The 23,502-nt window shown below is 60.0% G+C and carries 21 protein-coding genes; 10 read left to right on the top strand and 11 right to left on the bottom strand.

Annotated elements, in window-relative coordinates:
- Positions 1-117: 117 nt before the first annotated feature.
- The 3 genes from HX792_RS22930 (at position 118) to HX792_RS22940 (ending at position 5,039) form a co-directional block, all read left to right on the top strand.
- Entirely contained in the window at positions 118-519 is a 402-nt protein-coding gene (locus tag HX792_RS22930) for a response regulator (RefSeq protein ID WP_176998232.1), read from the top strand.
- Positions 520-768: 249 nt separating this feature from the next.
- Entirely contained in the window at positions 769-1,395 is a 627-nt protein-coding gene (locus HX792_RS22935) for a response regulator transcription factor (RefSeq protein ID WP_176998233.1), read from the top strand.
- An 8-nt stretch (positions 1,396-1,403) separates the two neighbouring features.
- Positions 1,404-5,039 (top strand): transporter substrate-binding domain-containing protein, encoded by a 3,636-nt coding sequence (locus HX792_RS22940; protein WP_176998234.1) that lies wholly within the window; start codon positions 1,404-1,406, stop codon positions 5,037-5,039.
- 29 nt (positions 5,040-5,068) lie between these two features.
- On the opposite strand, the gene HX792_RS22945 is transcribed toward HX792_RS22940, so the two are convergent.
- Both HX792_RS22945 and HX792_RS22950 read right to left on the bottom strand, forming a co-directional pair.
- Positions 5,069-5,551 carry a GAF domain-containing protein gene (locus tag HX792_RS22945; protein WP_176998235.1) on the bottom strand — a complete coding sequence of 161 codons (483 nt, stop codon included), beginning with the start codon at positions 5,549-5,551 and terminating at the stop codon, positions 5,069-5,071.
- On the bottom strand, positions 5,548-6,438 hold the full coding sequence (locus HX792_RS22950; RefSeq protein ID WP_176998236.1) for an ATP-binding protein: 891 nt from the start codon (positions 6,436-6,438) through the stop codon (positions 5,548-5,550). The genes HX792_RS22945 and HX792_RS22950 overlap by 4 nt, the downstream gene beginning before the upstream one ends.
- 164 nt (positions 6,439-6,602) lie before the next feature.
- Between HX792_RS22950 and HX792_RS22955 the strand changes: the two genes are divergently transcribed.
- The gene (locus HX792_RS22955; RefSeq protein ID WP_176998237.1) at positions 6,603-8,912 is read left to right on the top strand and encodes a response regulator; all 2,310 of its coding nucleotides are present in this window, start codon (positions 6,603-6,605) and stop codon (positions 8,910-8,912) included.
- On the opposite strand, the gene HX792_RS22960 is transcribed toward HX792_RS22955, so the two are convergent.
- The 3 genes from HX792_RS22960 to msrB all read right to left on the bottom strand — a co-directional run bounded on the left by HX792_RS22960 (position 8,893) and on the right by msrB (position 10,406).
- Complete coding sequence (locus HX792_RS22960; protein ID WP_176998238.1) at positions 8,893-9,357, bottom strand: MarR family winged helix-turn-helix transcriptional regulator; 465 nt, start codon at positions 9,355-9,357, stop codon at positions 8,893-8,895. The genes HX792_RS22955 and HX792_RS22960 overlap by 20 nt on opposite strands.
- On the bottom strand, positions 9,354-9,839 hold the full coding sequence (locus HX792_RS22965; RefSeq protein WP_176998239.1) for a glutathione peroxidase: 486 nt from the start codon (positions 9,837-9,839) through the stop codon (positions 9,354-9,356). Before HX792_RS22965 ends, HX792_RS22960 begins: the two co-directional genes overlap by 4 nt.
- Positions 9,840-10,013: 174 nt before the next feature.
- Positions 10,014-10,406, bottom strand: coding sequence for a peptide-methionine (R)-S-oxide reductase MsrB (gene msrB, locus HX792_RS22970; RefSeq protein ID WP_176998240.1), 393 nt, complete (start codon positions 10,404-10,406; stop codon positions 10,014-10,016).
- A gap of 202 nt (positions 10,407-10,608) precedes the next feature.
- Between msrB and HX792_RS22975 the strand changes: the two genes are divergently transcribed.
- A complete protein-coding gene (locus HX792_RS22975; protein WP_016978462.1) occupies positions 10,609-11,820 on the top strand; it encodes a pyridoxal phosphate-dependent aminotransferase in 1,212 nt (403 codons plus the stop codon).
- 304 nt (positions 11,821-12,124) lie between these two features.
- A complete protein-coding gene (gene htpX / locus HX792_RS22980) occupies positions 12,125-13,012 on the top strand; it encodes a protease HtpX (protein WP_176998241.1) in 888 nt (295 codons plus the stop codon).
- 164 nt (positions 13,013-13,176) lie between these two features.
- On the opposite strand, the gene HX792_RS22985 is transcribed toward htpX, so the two are convergent.
- On the bottom strand, positions 13,177-13,833 hold the full coding sequence (locus HX792_RS22985; RefSeq protein WP_176998242.1) for a thiopurine S-methyltransferase: 657 nt from the start codon (positions 13,831-13,833) through the stop codon (positions 13,177-13,179).
- A gap of 103 nt (positions 13,834-13,936) precedes the next feature.
- On the opposite strand from HX792_RS22985, the gene HX792_RS22990 reads away from it, so the two are divergent.
- Entirely contained in the window at positions 13,937-14,704 is a 768-nt protein-coding gene (locus HX792_RS22990; RefSeq protein ID WP_176998243.1) for a class III extradiol ring-cleavage dioxygenase, read from the top strand.
- Positions 14,705-14,928: 224 nt separating this feature from the next.
- Here the strand turns inward: HX792_RS22990 and HX792_RS22995 are convergent, their stop codons facing one another.
- Positions 14,929-16,602, bottom strand: a complete 1,674-nt coding sequence (locus HX792_RS22995) for a DEAD/DEAH box helicase (RefSeq protein ID WP_016972326.1) — start codon at positions 16,600-16,602, stop codon at positions 14,929-14,931.
- A 422-nt stretch (positions 16,603-17,024) separates the two neighbouring features.
- Between HX792_RS22995 and HX792_RS23000 the strand changes: the two genes are divergently transcribed.
- Positions 17,025-17,816, top strand: a complete 792-nt coding sequence (locus HX792_RS23000) for a crotonase/enoyl-CoA hydratase family protein (RefSeq protein WP_176998244.1) — start codon at positions 17,025-17,027, stop codon at positions 17,814-17,816.
- A gap of 134 nt (positions 17,817-17,950) precedes the next feature.
- Here the strand turns inward: HX792_RS23000 and HX792_RS23005 are convergent, their stop codons facing one another.
- A complete protein-coding gene (locus HX792_RS23005) occupies positions 17,951-18,706 on the bottom strand; it encodes a spermidine synthase (RefSeq protein WP_176998245.1) in 756 nt (251 codons plus the stop codon).
- A 122-nt stretch (positions 18,707-18,828) separates the two neighbouring features.
- Between HX792_RS23005 and HX792_RS23010 the strand changes: the two genes are divergently transcribed.
- The gene (locus tag HX792_RS23010) at positions 18,829-20,175 is read left to right on the top strand and encodes a class II 3-deoxy-7-phosphoheptulonate synthase (RefSeq protein ID WP_176998246.1); all 1,347 of its coding nucleotides are present in this window, start codon (positions 18,829-18,831) and stop codon (positions 20,173-20,175) included.
- Positions 20,176-20,289: 114 nt separating this feature from the next.
- On the opposite strand, the gene HX792_RS23015 is transcribed toward HX792_RS23010, so the two are convergent.
- Entirely contained in the window at positions 20,290-21,522 is a 1,233-nt protein-coding gene (locus HX792_RS23015; protein WP_176998247.1) for a winged helix-turn-helix domain-containing protein, read from the bottom strand.
- A gap of 45 nt (positions 21,523-21,567) precedes the next feature.
- Entirely contained in the window at positions 21,568-21,774 is a 207-nt protein-coding gene (locus HX792_RS23020) for a DUF1127 domain-containing protein (protein WP_256349883.1), read from the bottom strand.
- 70 nt (positions 21,775-21,844) lie between these two features.
- Between HX792_RS23020 and HX792_RS23025 the strand changes: the two genes are divergently transcribed.
- Positions 21,845-22,726, top strand: a complete 882-nt coding sequence (locus HX792_RS23025) for a LysR family transcriptional regulator (protein ID WP_176998249.1) — start codon at positions 21,845-21,847, stop codon at positions 22,724-22,726.
- Here HX792_RS23025 and HX792_RS23030 read toward each other — a convergent pair.
- Positions 22,716-23,465 carry a sulfite exporter TauE/SafE family protein gene (locus HX792_RS23030; protein WP_176998250.1) on the bottom strand — a complete coding sequence of 250 codons (750 nt, stop codon included), beginning with the start codon at positions 23,463-23,465 and terminating at the stop codon, positions 22,716-22,718. The two genes, HX792_RS23025 and HX792_RS23030, sit on opposite strands and share 11 nt — an antisense overlap.
- Positions 23,466-23,502: the final 37 nt, after the last annotated feature.

Raw genomic sequence — 23,502 nt, forward strand, 5'->3', positions numbered from 1 at the left:
AGAGCAGCCTGATCGAATTCGTACAAGTACCCGAAGAATAATCACGCACGCTTTTAGCGGACATGACGATTATTCCTACGTCACGCTATCAAAGCTTGACCCCTACGTGTGCTCCTTATGCCAAGACACCTTCTGAGTATCCTGCTGGTGGAGGATCATCCCTTTCAGCTTCTCGCCACCCGATGCCTGCTCAACAGCTTCGGCTTCGACAACCTGACGCTTGCGGAAAATGCCGAGCAAGCGATACGCCTGATGACCCAGGCAGACACGCCTTTCGACCTCATGTTGTGCGATCAATGCCTGCCCGACCTGCCAGGTCTTGAGCTGATCGAAATCGCCGGCCGCCGCCAATTCATCCATGCCGCCATCCTCCTCAGCGGGCTGCCCGCAACAGAGCTTTCAAACCTTGACAATCAAGCTCAGAAACGGAACTTGCCGCTGCTCGGTTACTTATCGAAGCCATTGAACAAAGATGAACTTATAGCGTTGGTCAGCCGATTGCCCACAGCCAAAATGTAGGAAATTAAACACCGTCGCTCCACGAAGAATTCCCTTACGAGCGGCACCACCTTTCTAGCGTACTTAACGCGCCTAACATTTCTCAAATATTTACATCTCGCTTCACTATGCCTTATCAGCCAGTAGGCCAATACCTTTTTTGGCGTAGGATTTTTCCTGTTTTATATCCGCTCCCCTTCTGGCTCATGCTCCCCCTTAAGCTTCTGAGCTAATGTGCCGACTTTATTTGCACTTGCCTGGAATATGACCATGAACTCAGTTTTTATTATTGATGACCACCCCGTCATTCGACTTGCTATCCGAATGCTATTGGAACATGAGGGTTATAAAGTCGTCGGGGAAACGGACAACGGGTGTGATGCGATACAAATGGTTCGGGAATGCCTGCCGGACCTTATTATCCTGGATATCAGTATTCCAAAGCTTGACGGCCTCGAAGTGCTCTGCCGATTCAACGCAATGAACACGCCCATGAAGACCCTGATCCTGACCGCCCAATGCCCTACGCTGTTCGCAACGCGCTGCATGCGCTCTGGCGCTGACGGCTACGTCTGCAAGGAAGGTGACTTGAGCGAACTGCTGAGTGCCATCCGCGCCGTGTTATCAGGTTACAACTACTTCCCCAGCCAAGCATTGAGCGGTAACGGTGCGGAGGGTACAGACGGCTATGAACTTGAACTCTTCAAAACAGTGAACGACCGAGAACTCATGGTATTGCAACTCTTTGCACAAGGCAGAACCAACAAGGAAATTGCCAAAGGTATGTTCTTAAGTAACAAGACTGTCAGCACTTACAAAAAGAGACTCATGCAAAAACTAAAAGCCAAGTCCTTGGTAGAACTTATCGAGATGGCAAAACGAAACGCGCTAGTGTGAGAAAGTGGATGCCCAGCCGTATAAAGGACTATCTGATTATATTGAGTGTCGGCTTGTGCTTCAGCACCGCCGTACCCGCGAGCCATCAATCAGGCCCGGAACACTTCACTCTATTGAGCCGCGCGGGTGCCGTTCAACTGGACACCCAACTGGACAAGACTCAGCGCCAGTGGTTACAGAACAAACGCGAGCTGGTGCTCGGCACCGCTGCACCGGACTACCCTCCCTTCGACCTGACCTCCAGCGGCCAAGACTATGAAGGCCTCACGGCCGACTACGCTGGGCTGCTGTCCAAGGCCCTGGCCTTGCCCGTAAAAGTCTTGCGCTACCCCAACCGGGAGGCGTCGATCCGTGCCCTTGAAACGGGCGAAATCGATTTGCTGGGCTCCTCGAATGGCTTTGAAGCCGCCAATCCGAACCTCACCCTGTCGCAGCCGTACGCGGTGGATCAACCGGTACTGGTGACCCGGGAAGGGGAAACACGCAGCTTGAGCAACGGGCTGGACGGGCTTCGCTTGAGTCTGGTCTATCACTACCTGCCTATCAGCGAAGTCAAAAAGCTGTACCCGCAGGCCAACATCCGTGCCTACCCCTCCTACCAGAACGCCCTGAATGCAGTAGCGTTTGACCAGGCGGATGTTTTCCTCGGCGATACCATTTCCACTCATTACATGATCAACAAGGGTTACCTGAAGAACATCCGCATGGCCAACTTCGGCAAACATGAGGCCTACGGCTTCAGCTTTGCGATGCGCCAGGACCAGCACATCCTTCTGGGCATTGTCGACGCGGTGCTGGCTGCCGTGCCCGTCAACGAGCGGGACACCATCGCCAAACGCTGGAGTGCCGGCAGCGACATCCTGTTGACCGACAAGAAACTGCAGCTGACACCCCGCGAAGAGCGTTGGCTGAAGGAACACCCGGTGGTCAGCGTCATCGTGAACGAGACCTTTGCGCCACTGACCTTCTTCGACGCCGACGACAACTTCCGTGGCATTACCGCCGACCTGCTGGAGTTGATTCGCCTGCGCACCGGGTTGCGTTTCGAGATCAAGCGCGGCCGTGAAATCAACTCGATGATCGATCAGGTCAACACGGGCAAAGCCGACATCATCGGCGCAATCGTCCCGAGCATTGAAAGAGAGGCTCAACTGAATTTCAGTCGCCCCTACCTCGAAAACTCCTACGTGCTGCTGACGCGCAAAGAGCCCAACGCCCCCTCGAACCTGGAGCAGATGGCAGGCAAGCGCCTGGCAATTACCCCAGGCAACCCACTGGAACACACCCTGCAACGGGACTTCCCGCAGATACAACAGGTGGAGGCCAGCGACACCTTCAAGGCATCGGAGCTGCTCGCACAAGGGCACGTCGACGGTGCCGTGAACTCGCTGGTGATCGCCAACTACTTTCTGTCCTCCCAAGTGTTCCAGGACAAACTGCAGATCAGTAGCAGCATCGGCACGCTGCCTGCCACCTTCGCGCTGGCGACCTCACGTCACGCCGTCGAATTGAGTTCAATCCTGGACAAGGCGCTGCTGAGCATCGCCCCGGATGAATTGGGGGTGATCAACAGCCGTTGGCGTGGCTATACCGCCGCCTCCGACAGCTACTGGCGCAACTACCATCACCTGATAGCCCAGATCGTCATCGGCACCGGGCTGCTGCTATTGATCTCCCTGACCTGGAACGCGTATATGCGCCGCCAGATCAAGCATCGACAAATGGCCGAGCGGGCCCTCAACGATCAGTTCGAGTTCATGCGCGCGCTGGTCAATGAAACGCCGCACCCGATCTACGTACGCGACCGCAAGGGCTTGCTGCAGACCTGCAATGACAGTTACCTGCAAGTGTTCGGGGTCAAGCGCGAAGACGTGATCGGCAAAAGCGTGATCCAGATGAACATGGCCCTGGAAACGGAAGCTGCGCAATACCATGCTGATTACCAGCGGGTCGTGGCCGAAGGCAACCCGCTGATTCTTGATCGCGTGCTGCACATCCACGGGAAAAAACTGACGATCTATCATTGGATCCTTCCCTATCGCGACTCCGTCGGCGAGGTACAGGGTATCATTGGTGGCTGGATCGACATCAGCGAGCGGCGTCAACTGTTTGATGAGTTGCGTGCCGCCAAGGAGCGAGCAGATGAGGCCAACCGCGCCAAAAGCACCTTCCTCGCGACGATGAGCCACGAAATCCGCACCCCGATGAACGCAGTGATCGGCATGCTCGAACTGACCCTCAAGCGAGCCGACCAGGGTCATCTCGATCGTCCTGCCATCGAAGTGGCGTACAATTCGGCCAAGGATCTGCTGGAGTTGATCGGCGATATCCTCGACATTGCCCGTATCGAATCCGGGCGACTGAGCCTCACGCCAGAACGGGTCAACCTGCGAGAAGTGATCGAGTCCGTAGTGCGGGTCTTCGACGGCCTGGCCCGGCAGAAAACCCTCAGCCTGTCGCTGGAGTTCAACCCGCAGCTTGACGACATCGCCGTGCTGATCGACCCCTTGCGCTTCAAGCAAGTGCTTTCAAACCTGATCAGCAACGCCATCAAGTTCACTGAACGTGGCCAGGTAAGCGTCAAGGTCGCGGTGCACGCGACCGACCTGCCACAGCAGATCGAAATGAAGCTGGTGGTCGAGGACACCGGCATAGGCATCAGCCGTGAAGACCAGCAACGGTTGTTCGCGCCCTTCGCCCAAGCCGATAACTCAGGGCATCTGGCAAGAAGCGGCGCCGGCCTGGGGTTGGTGATCTGCCGCAGCCTGTGCTCGATGATGGGGGGGCAGTTGAGTCTCAACAGCGTGCCAATGGTCGGCACCCAAGTGCATGTTGGCTTGAAAATGACCTGCTTGCAGCCGGTACCGGCCGTCGATGAGCTCAAGCCCGAACCCTGCACAAAAGCCCCGGTGCTCAATGTGTTGGTGGTGGACGACCATCCCGCCAACCGCTTGCTCATGTGTCAACAGTTGGGGTACCTGGGCCATCAGTTCACAGCCGCCCAGAACGGCGCTGCCGGCTTCCAGGCCTGGCGTCAGGACCGTTTCGACCTGGTGATCGCCGACTGCAACATGCCCATCATGAACGGCTACGAACTCAGCCGCTCGATTCGTGAATACGAGCAACGCGAACAGCTGACGCCCTGCGTGATAGTGGGGTTTACGGCCAATGCGCAGCCGGAAGAAAAACTGCGCTGCATTGAGGCGGGCATGAACGACTGCCTGTTCAAACCCATCAGCCTCACGGCGCTGGAGCGGCAACTGGCACATATTGTTCCGCAACCCGCCAACCAGCGGCTGGACCTTGGCTGCCTGGATGCACTGACCGATGGTGATCCGCACTTGAGCAGGCGTTTGCTGGAGGAACTGCTGACCAGCAGTCGCCAGGATCGTCAGGAGCTGGTGACCCTGCGGGCCCGACAGGCGCCACCACAGGACATCATCGAACAGGCCCACAAGATCAAGGGCGCCGCGCGCATCGTCCAGGCGACCACACTGGCCGCACAGTGCGAAGCGCTGGAGCAAGCCTGTGCCAACGGCGATGACCGTTCAATGATCGATGCCGCGGTGAAGTCCCTGGAAACGCTTATGCAGGAACTGGAACGCATGCTCTATCTGCAGCTTCAGGAACTCAACAGCCAATAAAAGGCAGGGGCCAGCCCCTGCCTCATCGATCAGCAGTCGGTCAGTTTCAGGAAAATGGCCGCCAACTGTTCGATACCGGCTTGATCCTGAGGGGTAAAGCGCGCCAACGACGGACTGTCCAGGTCAAGGACGCCAATCAACTTGCCGTCCTTGACCAACGGCACCACCAGCTCGCTGTTAGAGGCGCTGTCGCAGGCGATATGCCCAGGGAACGCATGCACGTCCTCTACCCGCTGGGTTTGCCGCGATGCCGCCGCCGCGCCGCACACGCCACGACCGAACGGAATACGCACACAGGCGATCTGGCCCTGGAACGGCCCGAGCACCAACTCTTCATTGCGATTGAGGTAAAAGCCGGCCCAGTTCAGGTCGTCCAGTTGATTGAAGAGGAACGCGGAAAACTGTGCGCTGTTGGCAATGAAATCCCGCTCATCCGCCAGCAGTGATTCCAACTGCGCGCACAACATGGCATAGCCATCCAGGCCCGTGCCGGCGCGTTGTAGATCGATCATGGTTGACGCTCCAGCAATTTGAGGCCCACCCAGTAACGGGCGAATTGGTAGGCACACCGGCCGTTGCGATTGCCGCGCCCGGTGGCCCAGCGCACAGCAAGGATGTCGAGTGCCTCGTCACGCTGCCATTGCAGGCCGGCCTTGCTCGCCAGCTCGCCGATCCAGTGCTCGACCACGTCCAGGAAGTGTTCCTGGGTGAACGGGTAGAACGACAGCCACAGGCCAAAACGGTCAGACAAAGCGATCTTGTCTTCCACCGCTTCGCTTGGGTGCAGCTCGCCATCCACGCGCTTCCAGTTGTCATTGTCGCTCTGGTTTTCCGGCACCAGGTGACGACGGTTGGAGGTGGCGTACAGCAATACGTTTTCCGGTGCCTGCTCGAGGGAGCCGTCCAGCACGCTCTTGAGCACGCGGTAGTCGCCTTCGCCCGCTTCGAATGACAGGTCGTCGCAGAACAGGATAAAACGCTGCGGCAGCTTGATCAGCTGTTCCACCACTCGCGGCAGGTCGGCCAGGTGGTCGCGTTCGATTTCGATCAGGCGCAGACCGGCCTTGGCGTGCTGGGCCAGCAAGGCGCGCACCATCGATGATTTGCCGGTGCCACGCGAGCCCCACAGCAGCGCGTGGTTGGCGGGCAGGCCGTCGATGAATTGTTGGGTATTGCGGGCCAGTTGCTCGCGCTGCTTGTCCACGCCGATCAGGTCGGATAGACGCATGTCCAGGCTCACTTCCAGCGGCAGCAGGAAGCCGGTGCGGCCTTCGCGCTGCCAACGGGCGGCGAGGCACTGGTTCCAGTCGATGGCTTGGCGCGGCGCAGGCAACAAGGGTTCCAGGCGAGCAAGTACCGCGTCGGCCCGCTCAAGAAAGGCATTCAATCGAGAATCCACGATTATTCCTCTGGCAAGTTCTTGCAAAAGATGGCGTATTGGCAACCCTGCGGCAGACCGCATGAGGCTGCGTAAAAAAACGATTCATGCCGGCCAAGCCAGAGCCTGTGGATGTTCAGCTATGCTTGCCGGGCGAAGGGAAACGTGAAGTGGTTCAACACTCGATGGATATCAAGTTCGCCCACCGCTTGTCTTATAAACAAGCCAGATTGACTGTGCTGGTCGGTTTCGTCTTGGGAACCTTGCTCAGCCTGATCCAAATCGGTATCGATTATGCCAGCGAAGACGCATCCATCAACCGTGAAATTCGTTCGCTGATCGAAATCAGCCACAATCCCGCCTCACGTATTGCCTACAACATTGACGCCGAGCTGGCCCAGGAACTCACCTTGGGCTTGCTGCACTCGCCTGCGATCACCCACGCCCAACTGATCGATAACAATGGCGTGGTACTCGCCGACGTTGACCGGCCACGCAAGGAAAGCTCCTACCGCCCCATCAGCGACTTCCTGTTTGGCGCCAGCCGTCACTTTGAAGACCGGCTGTTCCTCAGCCATATGCCCAACGACTCCCTCGGCGTATTGCGCCTGGATGTGGACACCTATGCCTTTGGCAGCCGCTTCCTGCATCGTGCGGAAATCACCCTGCTCAACGGTTTTGCCCGTAGCCTGCTGCTGACCGGGATCCTGCTGGGCCTGTTCTATGTAATGCTGACCCAACCGTTGGTGCGCATTATCCGTGCCCTGAGCACCAGCAAACAGGCTCACCTGGATTGCCCGCCCGGGCACGAAAACGATGAGATTGGCGTATTGGTGAACGTCGCCAACCAGCAATTCGAAAACATGGAGACCGAAATCCAGCAACGCCGCCACGCCGAGGACCGCCTTACCGAATACCTGGGGCAACTGGAAGACATCGTCTCGGCGCGCACCCTGGAACTCAAGGCCAGCAACCAACGCTTGAGCCAATCCAACGACGAGCTGGAAGCGGCCAAGATGACCGCCTTGGGCATGGCCCAGGCGCGGGCCGCGTTCCTGGCCAACATGAGCCATGAGATCCGTACGCCCCTCAACGGCTTGCTGGGCATGATCGCGCTGTCGCTGGACAGCCCGCTGAATGCCGAGCAGCGCCAGCAACTGTCCATCGCCCACGATTCTGGGAAGGTGCTGGTGGAGTTGCTCAACGATATCCTCGACCTGTCCAAGTTCGACGCCGGCCAGCTGGAGCTCGAGCGCATTCCGTTCGACCTCGGCGCCCTGGTGGAAGACACCGCCAACCTGCTGTCGCAGAACGCGGCGCCGAGCGTCGAGCTGACCTGCCTGATCGACCCGCAATTTCCCGCCCAGGTTATCGGTGACCCGACACGCGTACGGCAGATCGTCAGCAACCTGCTTTCCAACGCCTTGAAGTTCACCCGCTTCGGCCGCGTCGACGTGCGCCTGAGCGCCCATGACGGCCAGGTGAAAATTGAAGTGTGTGACACCGGCATCGGCATTGCCCAGGAAGCGCAGGTCAAGATTTTCCAGCCTTTCACCCAGGCCGGTGCGGGCATCACGCGCCAATTTGGCGGTACGGGCCTGGGCCTGGCGCTGACGCATAACCTGTGTGAGGCGATGAAGGGACGGCTGAGTATCAGCTCGGAAGTGGGCTTTGGCAGCCAGTTCTGTGCAGACCTGCCGCTGCCCACCCATCTGCCGGCGGCTCGGTACGCGCCCCTGGCCGGTGAGGTGATCGCTATTACCAGCGCCGACAGTGGCCTCACGGAACTGCTCACCACCCTTCTGCCCCACTGGGGGCTGACACCGCGCTGCTATTCGCGCCAAGAAGATGTGAGCGGCCCGCCCCCCGACCTGCTGATCACGGATTGCCCCGAGTGCCTGTTCCGCCTGCGCCCGACCAGCAGTGCCCCGATCCTGCTGGTCACCGCTTACGGCAACTTCATGCCGAGTGAAGAAGTCGCTGCCTTGGCGCCGTTACAGCAGCAGGCGCGCCCCTTGAGCCGCAATGCGCTGTACCAGATCCTGCAGCGCAACCTGCGCAGCGATACGCAATTGATCCTCGACCCCATCCAGATGGAATCCCCGCCATTGGCGCACCGGGCGCGCATCCTGCTGGTGGAGGACAACGCGGTCAATCAACTGGTGGCCAAGGGCATGCTCGGTAAGCTGGGCTGCGAAGTGATCGTGGCGGCGCACGGCGGCGAGGCGCTCAAGCGCCTGGAAGAGCAGCGCTTCGACATGGTGTTGATGGACTGCAACATGCCGGTGATGGACGGCTACGAGGCGAGCCGGCAGATCCGCCGCAGCGGACGCTGGCCGGACCTGCCCATTGTCGCCCTGACCGCCAACGCGCTGTCGGAAGAGCGCGAACGTTGCCGGGCGGCCGGGATGGATGATTACCTGGCCAAGCCATTTCGCCGTGAGGAACTCAATGCGTTGCTGGACCTTTGGGTGCCTAGGACGACAAGCCTTTGATCTGCGCCAGCAATTGATCCAGGCCATTGCGCAGGGCATCGGCCTGGTTCAGGTCGACGCCACTGTCACAGAGCAAGCGGGTTTTCAGACTATGGGCTTGGTCGTGCAACCTGACGCCCGCCTCGCTCAACCCCAAGTGCACTTCGCGCTCATCTAACGCACTGCGCTGACGCTTGACCCAGCCCAACTGCTCAAGACGCTTGAGCAAAGGCGTCAGGGTGCCGGAGTCGAGCATCAGCCGCTCACCCAGCGCCTTGACCGTAGGCTGCGCGGGCTTTTTGGCATGCCATTCCCACAACACCAGCATTGCCACGTATTGCGGGTAGGTCAGGCCCAGCTCATCCAGCATCGGCTTGTAGGCGCGGGTCACCGCCCGTGAAGCGGCATAGAGCTTGAAGCACAGCTGGTCGTCCAGGGCGAGGGACACAGTCGGGGCGGAGGTCATTTGAGTAGGGCTTCGATCTCTTGGGTCAGGTCCTGGGGCTTGGTGGTCGGGGCAAAGCGCTTGACCACCTGCCCGTCGCGACCGATCAGGAACTTGGTGAAGTTCCACTTGATGCCCTTGGAACCCAGCAACCCCGGCGCCTGCTTCTTGAGTTGCACGAACAGCGGATGGGCCTCGCTGCCATTCACGTCGATCTTCTTGAACAGCGGGAAGCTGACGCCGAAGTTCAGCTCGCAGAATTCGGAAATGGCCCCTTCGTTACCCGGCTCCTGCTTGCCGAACTGGTTGCAGGGAAAGCCCAGCACCACCAGGCCCTGATCCTTGTATTGCTGCCACAGTTGCTCAAGGCCCTTGTATTGCGGGGTGAAGCCACACTTGCTGGCGGTGTTGACCACCAGGATGGCCTTGCCGGCGAAATCGGCCAAGGTCTTTTGCTCACCCTTGATGGTGGTGCACGGGATGCTCAGCAGGTTGTTGCTCATGGCAATGCCTCGATAGAGAGAAGTGGGGTAACCATAGCAAGCAATTCAATTGTGTGCAATTTAATTGACTGCATTGATACCCCATCATCATCCCCTGTAGGAGCCCGGCTTGCCGGCGATGGCGTCCGTGAGATCGCCATCGCCGGCAAGCCGGGCTCCTACGGGGATAATCAATCAGCGCGGGACCAGGTCCAGGCACACCGAGTTGATGCAGTAACGCAGACCGGTCGGCGGCGGGCCGTCCGGGAACACATGCCCCAGGTGCGCATCGCACTTGGCGCAGGTGACTTCGGTGCGGATCATGCCGTGACTGACGTCACGGATCTCGATCATCGCACTCTGGGCAATCGGCTCGTAGAAGCTCGGCCAGCCGCAACCGGCATCGAATTTGGTCTTGGAGTCGAACAACGGCTCGTTGCAGCAAATGCAGTGGTACACGCCGTCTGTGGTGGTGGCGTTGTACTTGCCGGAAAACGGGCGCTCGGTGCCTTTGAGCCGGCAGACCTGATATTGAGCGGGGTCGAGCATTTCCCGCCATTCCTCCAGCGTTTTATCCAACTTTTCCATCGGTACACCTCGGCAACTGAAAAACCCTGATCTGTGTCTTTTCCATGGATCAGGCGGCACGTATGATTGCGCCTCTTCAAAACGCCAGTCTGGCACCCGCGCTACCGGCATTCAAACGTATTTATGGGTGCGGGCCTCGCAGGATTCGCAGTACGGTCGTGTCCACACCGTCTGGATCGTTCATTTTCAGGATCACATCGCCATGCAGGTCAGCAAATCGAACAAGCTCGCCAACGTCTGCTACGACATTCGCGGCCCAGTGCTCAAGCACGCCAAACGCCTGGAAGAGGAAGGCCATCGCATCCTCAAGCTGAACATTGGCAACCCGGCGCCTTTTGGTTTCGAAGCGCCGGACGAAATCCTCCAGGACGTGATCCGCAACCTGCCGACCGCCCAGGGCTACAGTGACTCCAAGGGCCTGTTCAGCGCGCGCAAGGCGGTGATGCAGTACTACCAGCAAAAGCAGGTGGAAGGCGTTGGCATCGAGGACATCTACCTCGGCAACGGCGTGTCCGAGCTGATCGTGATGTCCATGCAGGCCCTGCTCAACAATGGCGACGAAGTGCTGGTGCCGGCCCCCGACTACCCGCTGTGGACCGCTGCCGTGACCCTGGCCGGTGGCCACCCGGTGCACTACCTGTGTGACGAAGGCGCCGACTGGTTCCCGGACCTGGCCGACATCAAGGCCAAGATCACTCCGAACACCAAGGCCCTGGTGATCATCAACCCGAACAACCCGACTGGCGCGGTGTATTCCAAGGAAGTGTTGCTGGGCATGCTCGAACTGGCCCGCCAGCACAACCTGGTGGTGTTCTCCGACGAGATCTACGACAAGATCCTCTACGATGACGCCGTGCACGTGTGCACCGCCTCACTGGCGCCTGACCTGCTGTGCCTGACCTTCAACGGCCTGTCCAAGTCGTACCGCGTGGCGGGTTTCCGCTCCGGCTGGATCGCCATCTCCGGCCCCAAGCACAACGCCCAGAGCTATATCGAAGGCATCGACATGCTGGCCAACATGCGCCTGTGCGCCAACGTGCCGAGCCAGCACGCCATCCAGACCGCCCTCGGCGGCTACCAGAGCATCAATGACCTGGTATTGCCTCAAGGCCGTTTGCTGGAGCAGCGCAACCGCACCTGGGAACTGCTCAACGCCATCCCGGGCGTGAGCTGCGTGAAGCCCATGGGCGCGCTGTATGCCTTCCCACGTATCGACCCGAAGGTTTGCCCGATCCTCAACGACGAGAAGTTCGTGCTCGACCTGCTGCTGTCGGAAAAACTGCTGGTGGTGCAAGGGACTGCGTTCAACTGGCCGTGGCCGGATCACTTCCGTGTGGTGACCTTGCCGCGCGTGGATGACCTGGACATGGCCATTGGTCGCATCGGCAACTTCCTCAAGTCCTATCGCCAGTAACGACTATGGCGCTGTGCGATCGTCAGTCGGTCGCACAGCGATTATCTGGCAACACTTCTCTGCCCTGCCTAGCCTCCTCCTTATCGCGGCACACCACGGATCGGTCAGCCCCCTATAATTACGGGACGACAAGGCACGAATACGGTGATCATGGCCTGCTTTCCAGATCGGAAAAACCCTTCAAGGCTCTACGTTCAGGCTGTAGGACACAGTTTGAAATAGTCGCCCGGTTGAATAGCCTCAGGCCGCACCTTATATACCCCGCAGTACGCGACATATTAAGCATGAGGAGAACTCTACAACCATGATGCGCATCCTGCTGTTCTTGGCCACTAACCTGGCGGTCGTGCTGATTGCCAGCATCACCCTGAGCCTTTTCGGCTTCAACGGGTTCATGGCGGCCAACGGGGTCGATCTGAACCTCAATCAGCTGCTGGTCTTCTGTGCGGTCTTTGGTTTTGCCGGTTCGCTGTTCTCGCTGTTCATCTCCAAGTGGATGGCGAAGATGAGCACCAGCACCCAGGTGATCACCCAACCCCGTACCCGGCATGAGCAATGGTTGCTGCAGACCGTCGAGCAACTGTCCCGCGAAGCCGGGATCAAGATGCCCGAAGTCGGGATCTTCCCGGCCTACGAGGCGAACGCCTTTGCCACCGGCTGGAACAAGAACGACGCACTCGTTGCCGTCAGCCAGGGCATGCTGGAACGCTTCTCCTACGATGAAGTGAAGGCAGTACTGGCCCACGAGATCGGCCACGTCGCCAACGGTGACATGGTCACCCTGGCGCTGGTGCAGGGTGTGGTCAACACCTTCGTGATGTTCTTTGCGCGGATCATCGGCAACTTTGTCGACAAGGTGATCTTCAAGAACGAGGAAGGTCGCGGTATTGCCTACTACGTGGCGACCATCTTCGCTGAGTTGGTACTGGGCTTCCTGGCCAGCGCGATCACTATGTGGTTCTCGCGCAAACGGGAATTCCGTGCAGACGAAGCCGGTGCCCGCCTGGCCGGTACCGGGGCGATGATCGCAGCGCTGCAACACCTGCGCTCCGAACAGGGCCTGCCGGTGCATATGCCGGACAGCCTGACGGCGTTTGGTATCAACGGCGGTATCAAGCAGGGCATGGCTCGCCTGTTCATGAGCCACCCGCCGCTGGAAGAGCGTATCGACGCGTTGCGTCGTCGCGGCTGACAGGCAGTAGGTGACACACAAGAAAGGGGCGATTTGATCGCCCCTTTTTTATTGCCCTTGGGTTCTGTGCCGAGGCTGCTGCCGTCATCGCTGGCAAGCCAGCTCCTACATGTGGAATGCACTCCCCTGTAGGAGCTGGCTTGCCAGCGATGGCGGCAGCACGATCAACGCTTCGCCAACTGGTAGACACGCTCCTCAAGGCGATCAACACCGTCCTGCACGAACTTCCAGCTCTCACCCAAAATATCTTGCTCTTCCAGCACCTCCAACGCCCAGTGTGTCCCGAGCAACACCTTCACTTCGTCATCGGTGACCGCAAACGGTGGGCCGGCTTTCTGGGCCTGGTCATAATCGAGCGTGATCAAAACGCCTTGGCACCCAGGCGCTAGCAGGTCGTTGAGATGCTCGCAGTAACGCGCCCGCATCAGTGGCGGCAAGGCAATCAGCGCAGCACGGTCGTAGAGCGCAGTGCAATCGGCCACTGCTTCAGCGTCCAGCGCAAAGAAATCACCGCACCACAGCTCCACCTGATCAGCCTGGTACACCGTGAAGGCGCCTTGCCGGCTGATCCGGGGCGTGAGCCCTTGCTCTATGAAGAACGCCTCCACCGCCTGCTCTGACAGCTCCACGCCCATCACTTGGTGCCCGTGGCTGGCCAGCCACATCAAATCCAGGCTTTTGCCACACAGCGGCACCAGCACCTTGGCACCTTCAGCCAGCGCAAGCCGCGGCCAGTACCGCTGCAAGTAAGGGTTAACCTCAGGCAAGTGAAAGCCAATCTGATTGCGCGCCCAGCGCTCTTGCCAAAACTTAGGCTCCATAAATCACCCTGAAAATTCGATAAAAAGGCGCTAAAACTTATATTAGATTTAGATCAATGATCTGATTGAAGATGGTCCCATGTTAACGCTCAGGACCCTACTTATGTTCCCCAGCCTGTTTATCTCCCACGGCTCGCCCATGCTGGCCCTGCAACCCGGCGCCAGTGGCCCGGCCCTGCAGCGCCTGGCCGCCGAATTGCCCCGTCCTAAAGCGATCGTGGTGGTATCGGCACACTGGGAAAGCCAGGAATTACTCGTCAGCGGCAGCCAGGCCCCGGAAACCTGGCATGATTTCGGGGGGTTCCCCCGCGAATTGTTTGCCGTGCAATATCCCGCACCCGGCGATCCGCAGTTGGCCGCAGAGATTGTGGAATTGCTGCACGCCGACGGTTTGAATGCACGCATCGATGAGCGCCGCCCCTTTGACCACGGCACCTGGGTACCGCTGTCGCTGATGTACCCGGCAGCCGATATTCCAGTGGTCCAAGTGTCGCTGCCAAGTCGCATGGGCCCTGCCCTGCAGACGCGCGTGGGGCATGCCCTCGCCAGCCTGCGCGAGCAAGGCGTATTGCTGATTGGCTCCGGCAGCATCACCCACAACCTGGGCGAGCTGAACTGGCGTGCCGGGCCGGAAACCATCGAACCCTGGGCGCGGGATTTCCGTGACTGGGTAGTGGACAAGCTGGCCGCCAACGATGAAACCGCGCTGCACGACTACCGTCGCCAGGCGCCCCATGCCGTGCGCAGCCATCCCAGCGACGAACACCTGTTGCCGCTGTACTTTGCGCGGGGTGCCGGCGGTGATTTCAGTGTCGCTCACCAAGGCTTCACCCTGGGCGCACTGGGCATGGACATCTATCGCTTCGGCTAACGCAGATCCAATGGTGGAAACGGACTTGTGTGGGAGCTGGCTTGCCTGCGATGCAAACACCTCGGTCTGTCAGGCTGACCTGGGTGATCCTATCGCAGGCAAGCCAGCTCCCACATAAACCAGCTCCCACAGTTGACCGAGTGCTGATCCGAAAATACCAGGCAAAAAAAATCCCCGAACCAGTCGGGGATTTTTTATGTGCGATCAATCAGCCCAAGGGCGGATCAATCTTCGCGGTAGCGACGCAGCTTCAGCTGCTTACCGGCAACGCGAGTGTCTTTCAGCTTGGCCAGCAGTTTTTCCAGACCGTCTTCCGGCAGCTCCACCAGGGAGAAGCTGTCACGGACCTGGATACGACCGATGGCTTCACGGGCCAGGCCACCCTCGTTGAGGATAGCGCCCAGCAGGTTCTTGGCAGCGATACCATCACGCGCGCCCAGCGCGGTACGGCAACGAGCACGGCCTTCAGCCAATGGAACCGGAGCACGACGCTCACGATCACCACGGTCTGGACGGTCGCCGGAACGCTCTGGACGATCACCGCGTGGCGCGCTGTTCGGAACCAGTGGGCGTTCTTTCTCGATGGCAGCCAGGGTCAGGGCTTGACCGTTAGTTGCTTTGCGCAGCAGGGCTGCAGCCAGGGCACGCGGGGTGCAACCGATATCGGCAGTCAGGCGGTCCAGCAGGTCGCCGTGGGTCGATTCAGCATCAGCCACCAGCGGCGACAGGCTGTTGGTCAGTTTCTTGATGCGCGCATCCAGGACAGCCTGGGCGTCCGGCAGGCGGACTTCGGCAACTTTCTGGCCAGTCACACGCTCGATCACTTGCAGCATGCGACGCTCACGTGGAGTCACCAGCAGCAGTGCACGACCTTCGCGACCGGCACGGCCAGTACGGCCGATACGGTGAACGTAGGACTCTGGATCGTACGGCATGTCAACGTTGAACACGTGGGTGATACGTGGAACGTCGAGACCACGAGCAGCAACGTCGGTCGCTACAACGATGTCCAGGCGGCCATCCTTGAGGGAGTCGATCACGCGCTCACGCTGGTTCTGGGCGATGTCACCGTTCAGCGCAGCGGCTTTGTAGCCTTTGGCTTCCAGGGCACTGGCCAGGTCCAGGGTCGCTTGCTTGGTGCGTACGAACATGATCAGGGCGTCAAAGTCTTCGACTTCCAGCAGGCTCAATACAGCCGAGGTCTTCTGGTCAGCGTGAACCAACAGGTGAGCCTGTTCGATCGCGGTAACGGTCTGGGTCTTGGTCTGGATCTTGACGTGCTCTGGGTCACGCAGGTGACGCTCGGCAATGGCACGGATCGACTGTGGCAGAGTGGCCGAGAACAGTACGGTCTGACGGGTCGGTGGCAGTGCCTTGAAGATGACTTCCAGGTCATCCATGAAGCCCAGCTTCAACATTTCGTCAGCTTCGTCCAGAACCAGGTGGTTCACGGTCGACAGCACTTTCTCGTCACGACGCAGGTGGTCGCACAGACGGCCCGGGGTGGCGACAACGATCTGTGCGCCATTACGGATTGCTTTGAGTTGTGGGCCCATCGGCGCGCCGCCGTAAACGGCCACAACGGTTACGCCTGGCATTTGCTTGGCGTAGGTTTCAAAAGCGGTTGCTACTTGCAGCGCCAACTCACGGGTTGGCGCCAGGATCAGGGCTTGCGGTTCGCGCTTGGCAGGGTCGATGCACTGCAGGATAGGCAAAGCGAACGCGGCAGTTTTGCCGGTACCGGTTTGCGCCTGGCCAATCATGTCCTTGCCGGCCATGATGATCGGGATCGATTGCTGCTGAATCGCCGAAGGCTCTTCGTAGCCAGTCGCTGCGACGGCTGCAAGAATATTCGGGTTCAGATTAAAAGCGGCGAAGCCGCCGGTTTCCTGGGTCATGGGTCTGCCTCTAAGTGCATCCGCAAAGACCCATGCTCCAAAGCTGCGCATGCCGTGTTGAGACTCAAGAGTCGCCCTGGCTGCTTTGTCGGCGGGGATTTGCGAAAACGAATGAATGAAAAAGATTCGTCAAGGAAGAGTCCGCTGTGCGGACGTGCAGCCGAAGCTGACTTCGGGGAATTGCGCTACCTAAACGCGGCCCGGTTAAAGGCCGGCGCGCACTATACCGGAAATACCTGAAAAAGGGAGCTTTTTTTATCGGAAAGCACCGATAAACCGCGCTGTGTCACAGTCTTTGCAGATAAGCGCGCCAGGGTCTATTTTTCAAAGGCCCGGCCCTGTTGGTCACAACGCTTAAACGGTTCACCTAACCTTTTGGACCCTTTGGTCTGAAACCTTCCCCGCGCCCGAGGGCACACCCGATGAATCAAGCCACCAGCAGTCGCGTCAGCCGTGAGTTACAGGGCCATGTCCTGCTGTTGGGCCTGGACCGAGTGGCCAAGCGCAATGCCTTCGATCTGGACCTGCTCAATGAATTGAGTTTGGCGTATGGCGAATTTGATCGAAACGAAGAGGCCCGGGTGGCCGTGGTGTTTGCCCACGGCGATCACTTCACCGCCGGGTTGGACCTGGCCAATGTCAGCGGCGTGATGGCCGGAGGCTGGCAGCCGCCGCTGGGCGGATGTGACCCTTGGGGCGTGTTCGCCGGTCCACGGGTGAGTAAACCGGTGATTGTCGCGGCCCAGGGCTACTGCCTGACTATCGGTATCGAGTTGATGCTGGCGGCCGATATCAACCTGTGCGCCAGTAACACCCGCTTTGCGCAAATGGAAGTACAGCGTGGGATCTTTCCGTTTGGCGGTGCGACATTACGCTTTCATCAGATCGCCGGCTGGGGCAACGCGATGCGCTGGCTGCTCACCGGTGACGAATTCGATGCCCATGAAGCGCTACGCCTGGGCTTGGTACAGGAAGTGATGGCCAGCGAAGACCTGCTGCCACGCGCCCTTGAGCTGGCCAACCGCATTGCACGCCAGGCGCCGCTGGGGGTACAGGCCACGTTGATGTCGGCGCGATTGGCGCGCATGGAAGGTGAAGCGGTGGCGGCTGCGGCGTTGCCGCCGATGGTGGATAAGCTGCTGAACAGTGAGGACGCCAAGGAGGGTGTGCGGGCGATGATTGAGAAGCGGCCGGGGGTGTTCAAGGGAATTTAGTTGTCGGCAGTGATGGCCTCTTCGCGGGCAAGTCGAATCGTCGCACCGCCGCTCCCACAGGGGAATGCATTTCAACAGGGAAACGCGGTCGAATGTGGGAGCGGGCTTGCTCGCGAAGGCGTCGGGACAGACAACTAGGTCGCCGGTCGGATCGCCCTGATCAACGACTGCAACGAATACCCCAACCGCGGCGCCAAGGCTTCAGCGCGGGCCGACAGCGCCTGCATATCCAACGGCTGATCCAGGTCTGACGGCACCAGCAGAATCACATTGCCCTCCTTCACTGGCAGTTCCCAGTAATGCCGGTGGTACAACCCACGCAGCAAGGCGGCCCCCAACGGTTTGCCATCATCCGTGGCCCACTGGTTGATCACCAGCCAGCCACCCGGGTTGAGTTTTTTCTGGCAGTTTTCCAGGAAGGTCCAGGCCAGGTGCCCGACGCCGGGGCCTACATCGGTGTACAGGTCGACAAAAATCAGGTCGGCCGATTCGGCCGTCTCCAGCAATTGCAGGGCGTCGCCGATGCGAATGTACAACCGCGGATCGTCATCCAGCCCCAGGTACTCGATGGCCAGGCGCGGCACATCGGGGCGCAGCTCGATGGCCTCGACATCTTCCAGCGGCAGGAACTTGAGGCACGCCTGGGTCAGCGTCCCGGCGCCGAGCCCCAGGAACAGCGCACTCTCCGGCAATTCATGGCACAGCGCACCAATCAGCATCGCGCGGGTGTAGTCGTATTCCAGCCAGCTCGGATCAGCGGTAAACACGCAGCTTTGCTCGATGGCATCGCCAAACTCGAGAAAACGGTAATCGGCCACTTCGAGCACACGGATCATGCCGAAATCATCATGGACTTCGGCCAGCAGGCGCTCGACACGCTCCTCGGTCATCACTACTCCTAACGGGTTGGGCACTGCAAAGGCGCGATTGTCGGCCAACCGGCGGCAACAGGTCACGCACTAATTGCTGATAACATTGGCGCCCGACCGTCAACCACCCAATCGAGTTCATGATGAGCCAACCCTGGAGCCCCGACAGCTGGCGCGCCCTGCCGATCCAGCAACAACCCCAGTACCCGGACGCTGCACATTTGCTGCACGTGGAGCAGAGCCTGGCCAGCTACCCGCCGCTGGTGTTTGCCGGGGAAGCCCGCGAGTTGCGCCGTCAGTTTGCCGAGGTGACCCAGGGTCGCGCATTCCTGTTGCAGGGCGGTGACTGCGCCGAGAGCTTTGCCGAGTTCTCCGCAGCCAAGATCCGCGACACGTTCAAGGTGCTGCTGCAGATGGCCATCGTGATGACCTTCGCCGCCGGTTGCCCGGTGGTGAAAGTCGGGCGCATGGCCGGCCAGTTCGCCAAGCCGCGTTCGGCCAACGATGAAACCATCGACGGCATCACCCTGCCCGCCTACCGTGGCGACATCGTCAACGGCATCGGTTTCGACGAAAAAAGCCGCGTGCCGGACCCGGACCGCCTGCTGCAGTCGTACCACCAGTCCACCGCCACCCTGAACCTGCTGCGCGCCTTTGCCCAGGGCGGCTTTGCCGACCTGCACCAGGTGCACAAGTGGAACCTGGACTTCATCGCCAACTCCGCCCTGGCCGAAAAGTACAGCCAGCTGGCCGACCGCATCGATGAAACCCTGGCCTTCATGCGTGCCTGCGGCATGGACGATTCGCCGCAACTGCGCGAAACCAGCTTTTTCACCGCCCACGAAGCCTTGCTGCTCAACTACGAACAAGCGTTCGTGCGCCGCGACAGCCTGACCAACGACTACTACGACTGCTCGGCCCACATGCTCTGGATCGGTGATCGCACTCGCCAGCTGGACGGTGCCCACGTCGAGTTCCTGCGTGGCGTGAACAACCCGATCGGGGTCAAGGTCGGCCCAAGCATGAACCCCGACGACTTGATCCGCCTGATCGACATCCTCAACCCGGACAACGATCCCGGCCGTCTCAACCTGATCGCGCGCATGGGCGCCGGCAAGGTCGGCGACCACCTGCCCAACCTGATCCGCGCCGTCCAGCGCGAGGGCAAGCAGGTGCTGTGGAGCTCCGACCCGATGCACGGCAACACCATCAAGGCCAGCAGCGGCTACAAGACCCGTGACTTTGCGCAGATCCTCAGCGAAGTGAAGGCGTTCTTCCAGGTGCACCAGGCCGAGGGCACGTATGCCGGCGGCATCCATATCGAAATGACCGGGCAGAACGTCACCGAATGCATCGGGGGCGCGCGGCCGATCACTGAGGATGGTTTGTCGGACCGCTACCACACGCATTGCGACCCACGGATGAATGCCGATCAGTCGTTGGAGTTGGCGTTTTTGATTGCGGAGACGTTAAAGCAAGTTAAGCGCTGACCTTGCGTCGACTGCTCTGACGCCATCGCGGGCAAGCCCGGCTCCCACAGAAGAGTGCATTTCAACTGTGGAATGCATTCAACTGTGGGAGCCGGGCTTGCCCGCGATGGCGCCCTAAAGAACACTGCCCCTATTGATCATTGCCACCCGCAACCTATCAGCACTCGGCCGTTGGCAATTGAGCTGCACCTGCTCCAGCCCCAACCAGCTGGCCATTTGCAACAGGTTCGCAGCCAGCGCCTGCATGCCCTCTTCGTCCAAACCCTGTTCTTCTTCGTGCACCGCATGCACGGCCAAGCGTCCATTGGCCCGTTCGGCGCGCAGGTCGACGCGTGCGGCAATCCGCTCATTGTGCAAAAACGGCAATACGTAATAGCCGAACACCCGCTTGTCCTGCGGCGTGTAGATCTCCAGCCGGTAACGGAAATCAAACAGGCGCTCGGTGCGGCTGCGCTCCCAGATCAGCGAATCGAAGGGCGACAACAACGCGCTGGCCGACACTTTGCGGGGTACTCTGGGGTCCGGAAGACAGTACGCGGGTTGCTTCCAACCCTGCACCTGGCACGTCACCAATAGGCCATCCTCAACCAGCTCCGCCAAAGCGCTGCGGCTGTCGGCCGGATCCAGGCGGAAATAATCACGCAAGTCTTTTTCGGTGCCCACGCCCAGCGCAGTGGCACTGTGCAGCAGCAAGCCGCGCTGGGCCTCGGCTTCGCTCAACGCGGGGTGTTGAAGGATGTCGCCGGGGATGACGCGCTCCGGCAAGTCATAGAGCCGCTCAAAACCGCGCCGCCCTGCAACGGTGACCAAACCGGCAGCGAACAGCCATTCCAACGCATGTTTCTCATCGCTCCAGTCCCACCACGGGCCCGCCCGCTCCTCACGGGTAGACAGGCTGCCCGCGCCCAAGGCGCCTTGTTGCTCAACGCTGCGCAGCACGCGCTGGATAGTGGCCTGTTGTTCACGACCGAAACGCGCCATCTGCGAATAGATGCCCTGCCCTTGCTTGGCCCGCTCCATGCGCCAGCGCATCAGCGGGTACAGCGCCATAGGCAGCAATGAGGCCTCATGGCCCCAATATTCGAACAGCGAACGTCGCCGACCCTGGCTCCAGGCGGCCTGTTCAAGCATCAAGGGGGCGTAACTGCCCAGGCGGGAAAACAACGGCAGGTAATGGGAACGCACAACGGCGTTCACCGAGTCGATCTGCAGCACCCCCAACCGATCGATCATCCGGTTCAAGTGCGCAGCCTTGATCAGTGCAGGCGCCTGGCGCCCGGAAAACCCCTGGGCCGCCAGCGCCATGCGTCGAGCTTGCTTGAGTGAAAAAGACAGGTCGGCAGGCATGGGGTTCTCCGTGTGGGCTCGCCGCCTACCCTACTGCATCCGCGATCATTTTCGCAGCGGGTCTTCCCAGAAATGCAGGTGACGCTCTTGCTCTACATCGGCGCGATTGAGGCCGATGTCCTTGAGCGCTTCGTCGCTCAAATGTGCCAGCATCTGACGCTCATGGTGCAACGACTGCCAGCGCGCAACCGTGTGAAACAGCCCGGCGAACGGACGTTTCGCCATCAACACAAAACCAGTTTGACCTTTCATCTTCTCGCCCTCCAGTGGGGATGACGCAAGTGTGTGCCTTGCCCTATGATCAATCCAACGAATGTTTCTTATGCAATACATCTCGGAGATTGATCAATTGAGCGCCTACCCGAGCATCGACACCGAAGTGCTGCGCACCTTTGTCGCCATCGCCGATCAGGGCGGCTTTACCCGCGCCGGTGAGATGGTCAACCGCACCCAATCGGCGGTAAGCATGCAAATGAAGCGCCTGGAAGAAGACGTGTTGCAGCGCAAGCTGTTCGAGCGCGACGGTCGCCAGGTAAGGCTCACGCCAGAGGGCCAGGTGCTGCTGGGTTATGCGCGGCGCATCCTGAAGCTGCACAGCGAAGTGTTCAACACATTGCGCGAGCCGCACATGGTCGGGCTGGTGCGCATCGGCACGCCGGATGATTACGTGATGCGTTTCCTCCCGGGCATCCTCAAGCGGTTTTCCAAGGCGTATCCGCTGATTCAGCTCGAAATGCACTGCGAGTCGTCCCAGGTATTGATGCAGCGCCGCGACTTGGCGTTGACGGTGATCAGTCGCGAGCCCGGCAGTGAGGTCGGTGAACTGTTGCGCACGGATCGCATGGTTTGGGTAGCGTCGTCATGTTTCTGCGTGGACGAGCACGCTGCGTTGCCACTGGCGATTTCCGGTGCCGACTGCTTGTACACCGATTGGGCGCGCTCGGCCCTGGATGCGGCCGGACGTGACTACCGCCTGGCCTACCACAGCTCCAACGTAGCGGCGATTCAAGCGGTGGTGAATGCCGGTCTGGCGGTGATGATCAGTATGGAAAGCCTGGTGACTGACGAACTGCGAGTGCTGGGCAGCGACGAAGGTTTCCCGCCACTGCCGTCGATGAGTTTGCGTCTGCTGCGTAACCCGACCCTGAACTCCCCCATCACCGATTGCCTGGCGGATTACATTCTCGAAGGCTTCAGACTTTAAACGTCAGCATCACCGCACACACCGCCAGGAAGCCGCAGAACAAGCCGCGCAATACACGCTCCGGCAATGCGTGGGCAACCTTCACGCCCCAGCTGATACTGAGCAACCCGCCGACGGCCAACGGCACGCCGATCATCCAGTCCACTTCCTGGTGCCAGGCGTAAGTCACCAGGGTCACACCGGTACTGGGTAAGGCCAGCGCCAGGGACAGGCCCTGCGCCACCACCTGGGTAGTACCAAACACGCTGGTCAGCACGGGCGTGGCAACCACCGCACCGCCCACGCCGAACAGGCCACCCATCGAACCGGAGGCGGCGCCCAACACGCCGAGCCATGGCCAGGAATAACGCATCTGCGCCGTGGGCGGTGCATTGCGCGTGAACATGCGCAGCAGGTTGTAGGCCGCCAGCGTCAGCAGAAACGCAATAAAGCCAACACGCATGGCGCCCGCATCCAGGCCCACGGCCCAGATCGAACCGAGCCAGGCAAAGCTGAAGCCCATCACGCCCAATGGCAGCGCGTGGCGCAGTTCGATGCGGTTGCGCTGGTGATAACGCCACAGGGCCAGCATCACGTTGGGCACCACCATGACCAGTGCCGTGCCTTGGGCAAGCTGCTGATCCAGGCCAAACAACACGCCCAGCACGGGGATTGCAATCAGCCCGCCACCAATGCCAAACAACCCGCCGACCGTGCCAAGGGCTGCGCCCAATAGGAGGTACATCGCCAAATCCAACACCGCTCATTACTCCAGAAGCCCAGGCCTTGCATGCTAC

Origin of the sequence: Pseudomonas sp. B6002, assembly GCF_013385985.1 — a bacterium.
In the GTDB taxonomy this organism is placed as follows: domain Bacteria; phylum Pseudomonadota; class Gammaproteobacteria; order Pseudomonadales; family Pseudomonadaceae; genus Aquipseudomonas.

Bases quoted from the DNA above. Each gene is read 5' to 3' on its own strand.
- HX792_RS22930 (WP_176998232.1), top strand. From the start codon at position 118: ATGCCAAGACACCTTCTGAGTATCCTGCTGGTGGAGGATCATCCCTTT.
- HX792_RS22935 (WP_176998233.1), top strand. From the start codon at position 769: ATGAACTCAGTTTTTATTATTGATGACCACCCCGTCATTCGACTTGCT.
- HX792_RS22940 (WP_176998234.1), top strand. From the start codon at position 1,404: ATGCCCAGCCGTATAAAGGACTATCTGATTATATTGAGTGTCGGCTTG.
- HX792_RS22945 (WP_176998235.1), bottom strand. From the start codon at position 5,551: ATGATCGATCTACAACGCGCCGGCACGGGCCTGGATGGCTATGCCATG.
- HX792_RS22955 (WP_176998237.1), top strand. From the start codon at position 6,603: ATGGATATCAAGTTCGCCCACCGCTTGTCTTATAAACAAGCCAGATTG.
- HX792_RS22960 (WP_176998238.1), bottom strand. From the start codon at position 9,357: ATGACCTCCGCCCCGACTGTGTCCCTCGCCCTGGACGACCAGCTGTGC.
- HX792_RS22965 (WP_176998239.1), bottom strand. From the start codon at position 9,839: ATGAGCAACAACCTGCTGAGCATCCCGTGCACCACCATCAAGGGTGAG.
- msrB (WP_176998240.1), bottom strand. From the start codon at position 10,406: ATGGAAAAGTTGGATAAAACGCTGGAGGAATGGCGGGAAATGCTCGAC.
- HX792_RS22975 (WP_016978462.1), top strand. From the start codon at position 10,609: ATGCAGGTCAGCAAATCGAACAAGCTCGCCAACGTCTGCTACGACATT.
- htpX (WP_176998241.1), top strand. From the start codon at position 12,125: ATGATGCGCATCCTGCTGTTCTTGGCCACTAACCTGGCGGTCGTGCTG.
- HX792_RS22985 (WP_176998242.1), bottom strand. From the start codon at position 13,833: ATGGAGCCTAAGTTTTGGCAAGAGCGCTGGGCGCGCAATCAGATTGGC.
- HX792_RS22990 (WP_176998243.1), top strand. From the start codon at position 13,937: ATGTTCCCCAGCCTGTTTATCTCCCACGGCTCGCCCATGCTGGCCCTG.
- HX792_RS22995 (WP_016972326.1), bottom strand. From the start codon at position 16,602: ATGACCCAGGAAACCGGCGGCTTCGCCGCTTTTAATCTGAACCCGAAT.
- HX792_RS23000 (WP_176998244.1), top strand. From the start codon at position 17,025: ATGAATCAAGCCACCAGCAGTCGCGTCAGCCGTGAGTTACAGGGCCAT.
- HX792_RS23005 (WP_176998245.1), bottom strand. From the start codon at position 18,706: ATGACCGAGGAGCGTGTCGAGCGCCTGCTGGCCGAAGTCCATGATGAT.
- HX792_RS23010 (WP_176998246.1), top strand. From the start codon at position 18,829: ATGAGCCAACCCTGGAGCCCCGACAGCTGGCGCGCCCTGCCGATCCAG.
- HX792_RS23015 (WP_176998247.1), bottom strand. From the start codon at position 21,522: ATGCCTGCCGACCTGTCTTTTTCACTCAAGCAAGCTCGACGCATGGCG.
- HX792_RS23020 (WP_256349883.1), bottom strand. From the start codon at position 21,774: ATGAAAGGTCAAACTGGTTTTGTGTTGATGGCGAAACGTCCGTTCGCC.
- HX792_RS23025 (WP_176998249.1), top strand. From the start codon at position 21,845: ATGCAATACATCTCGGAGATTGATCAATTGAGCGCCTACCCGAGCATC.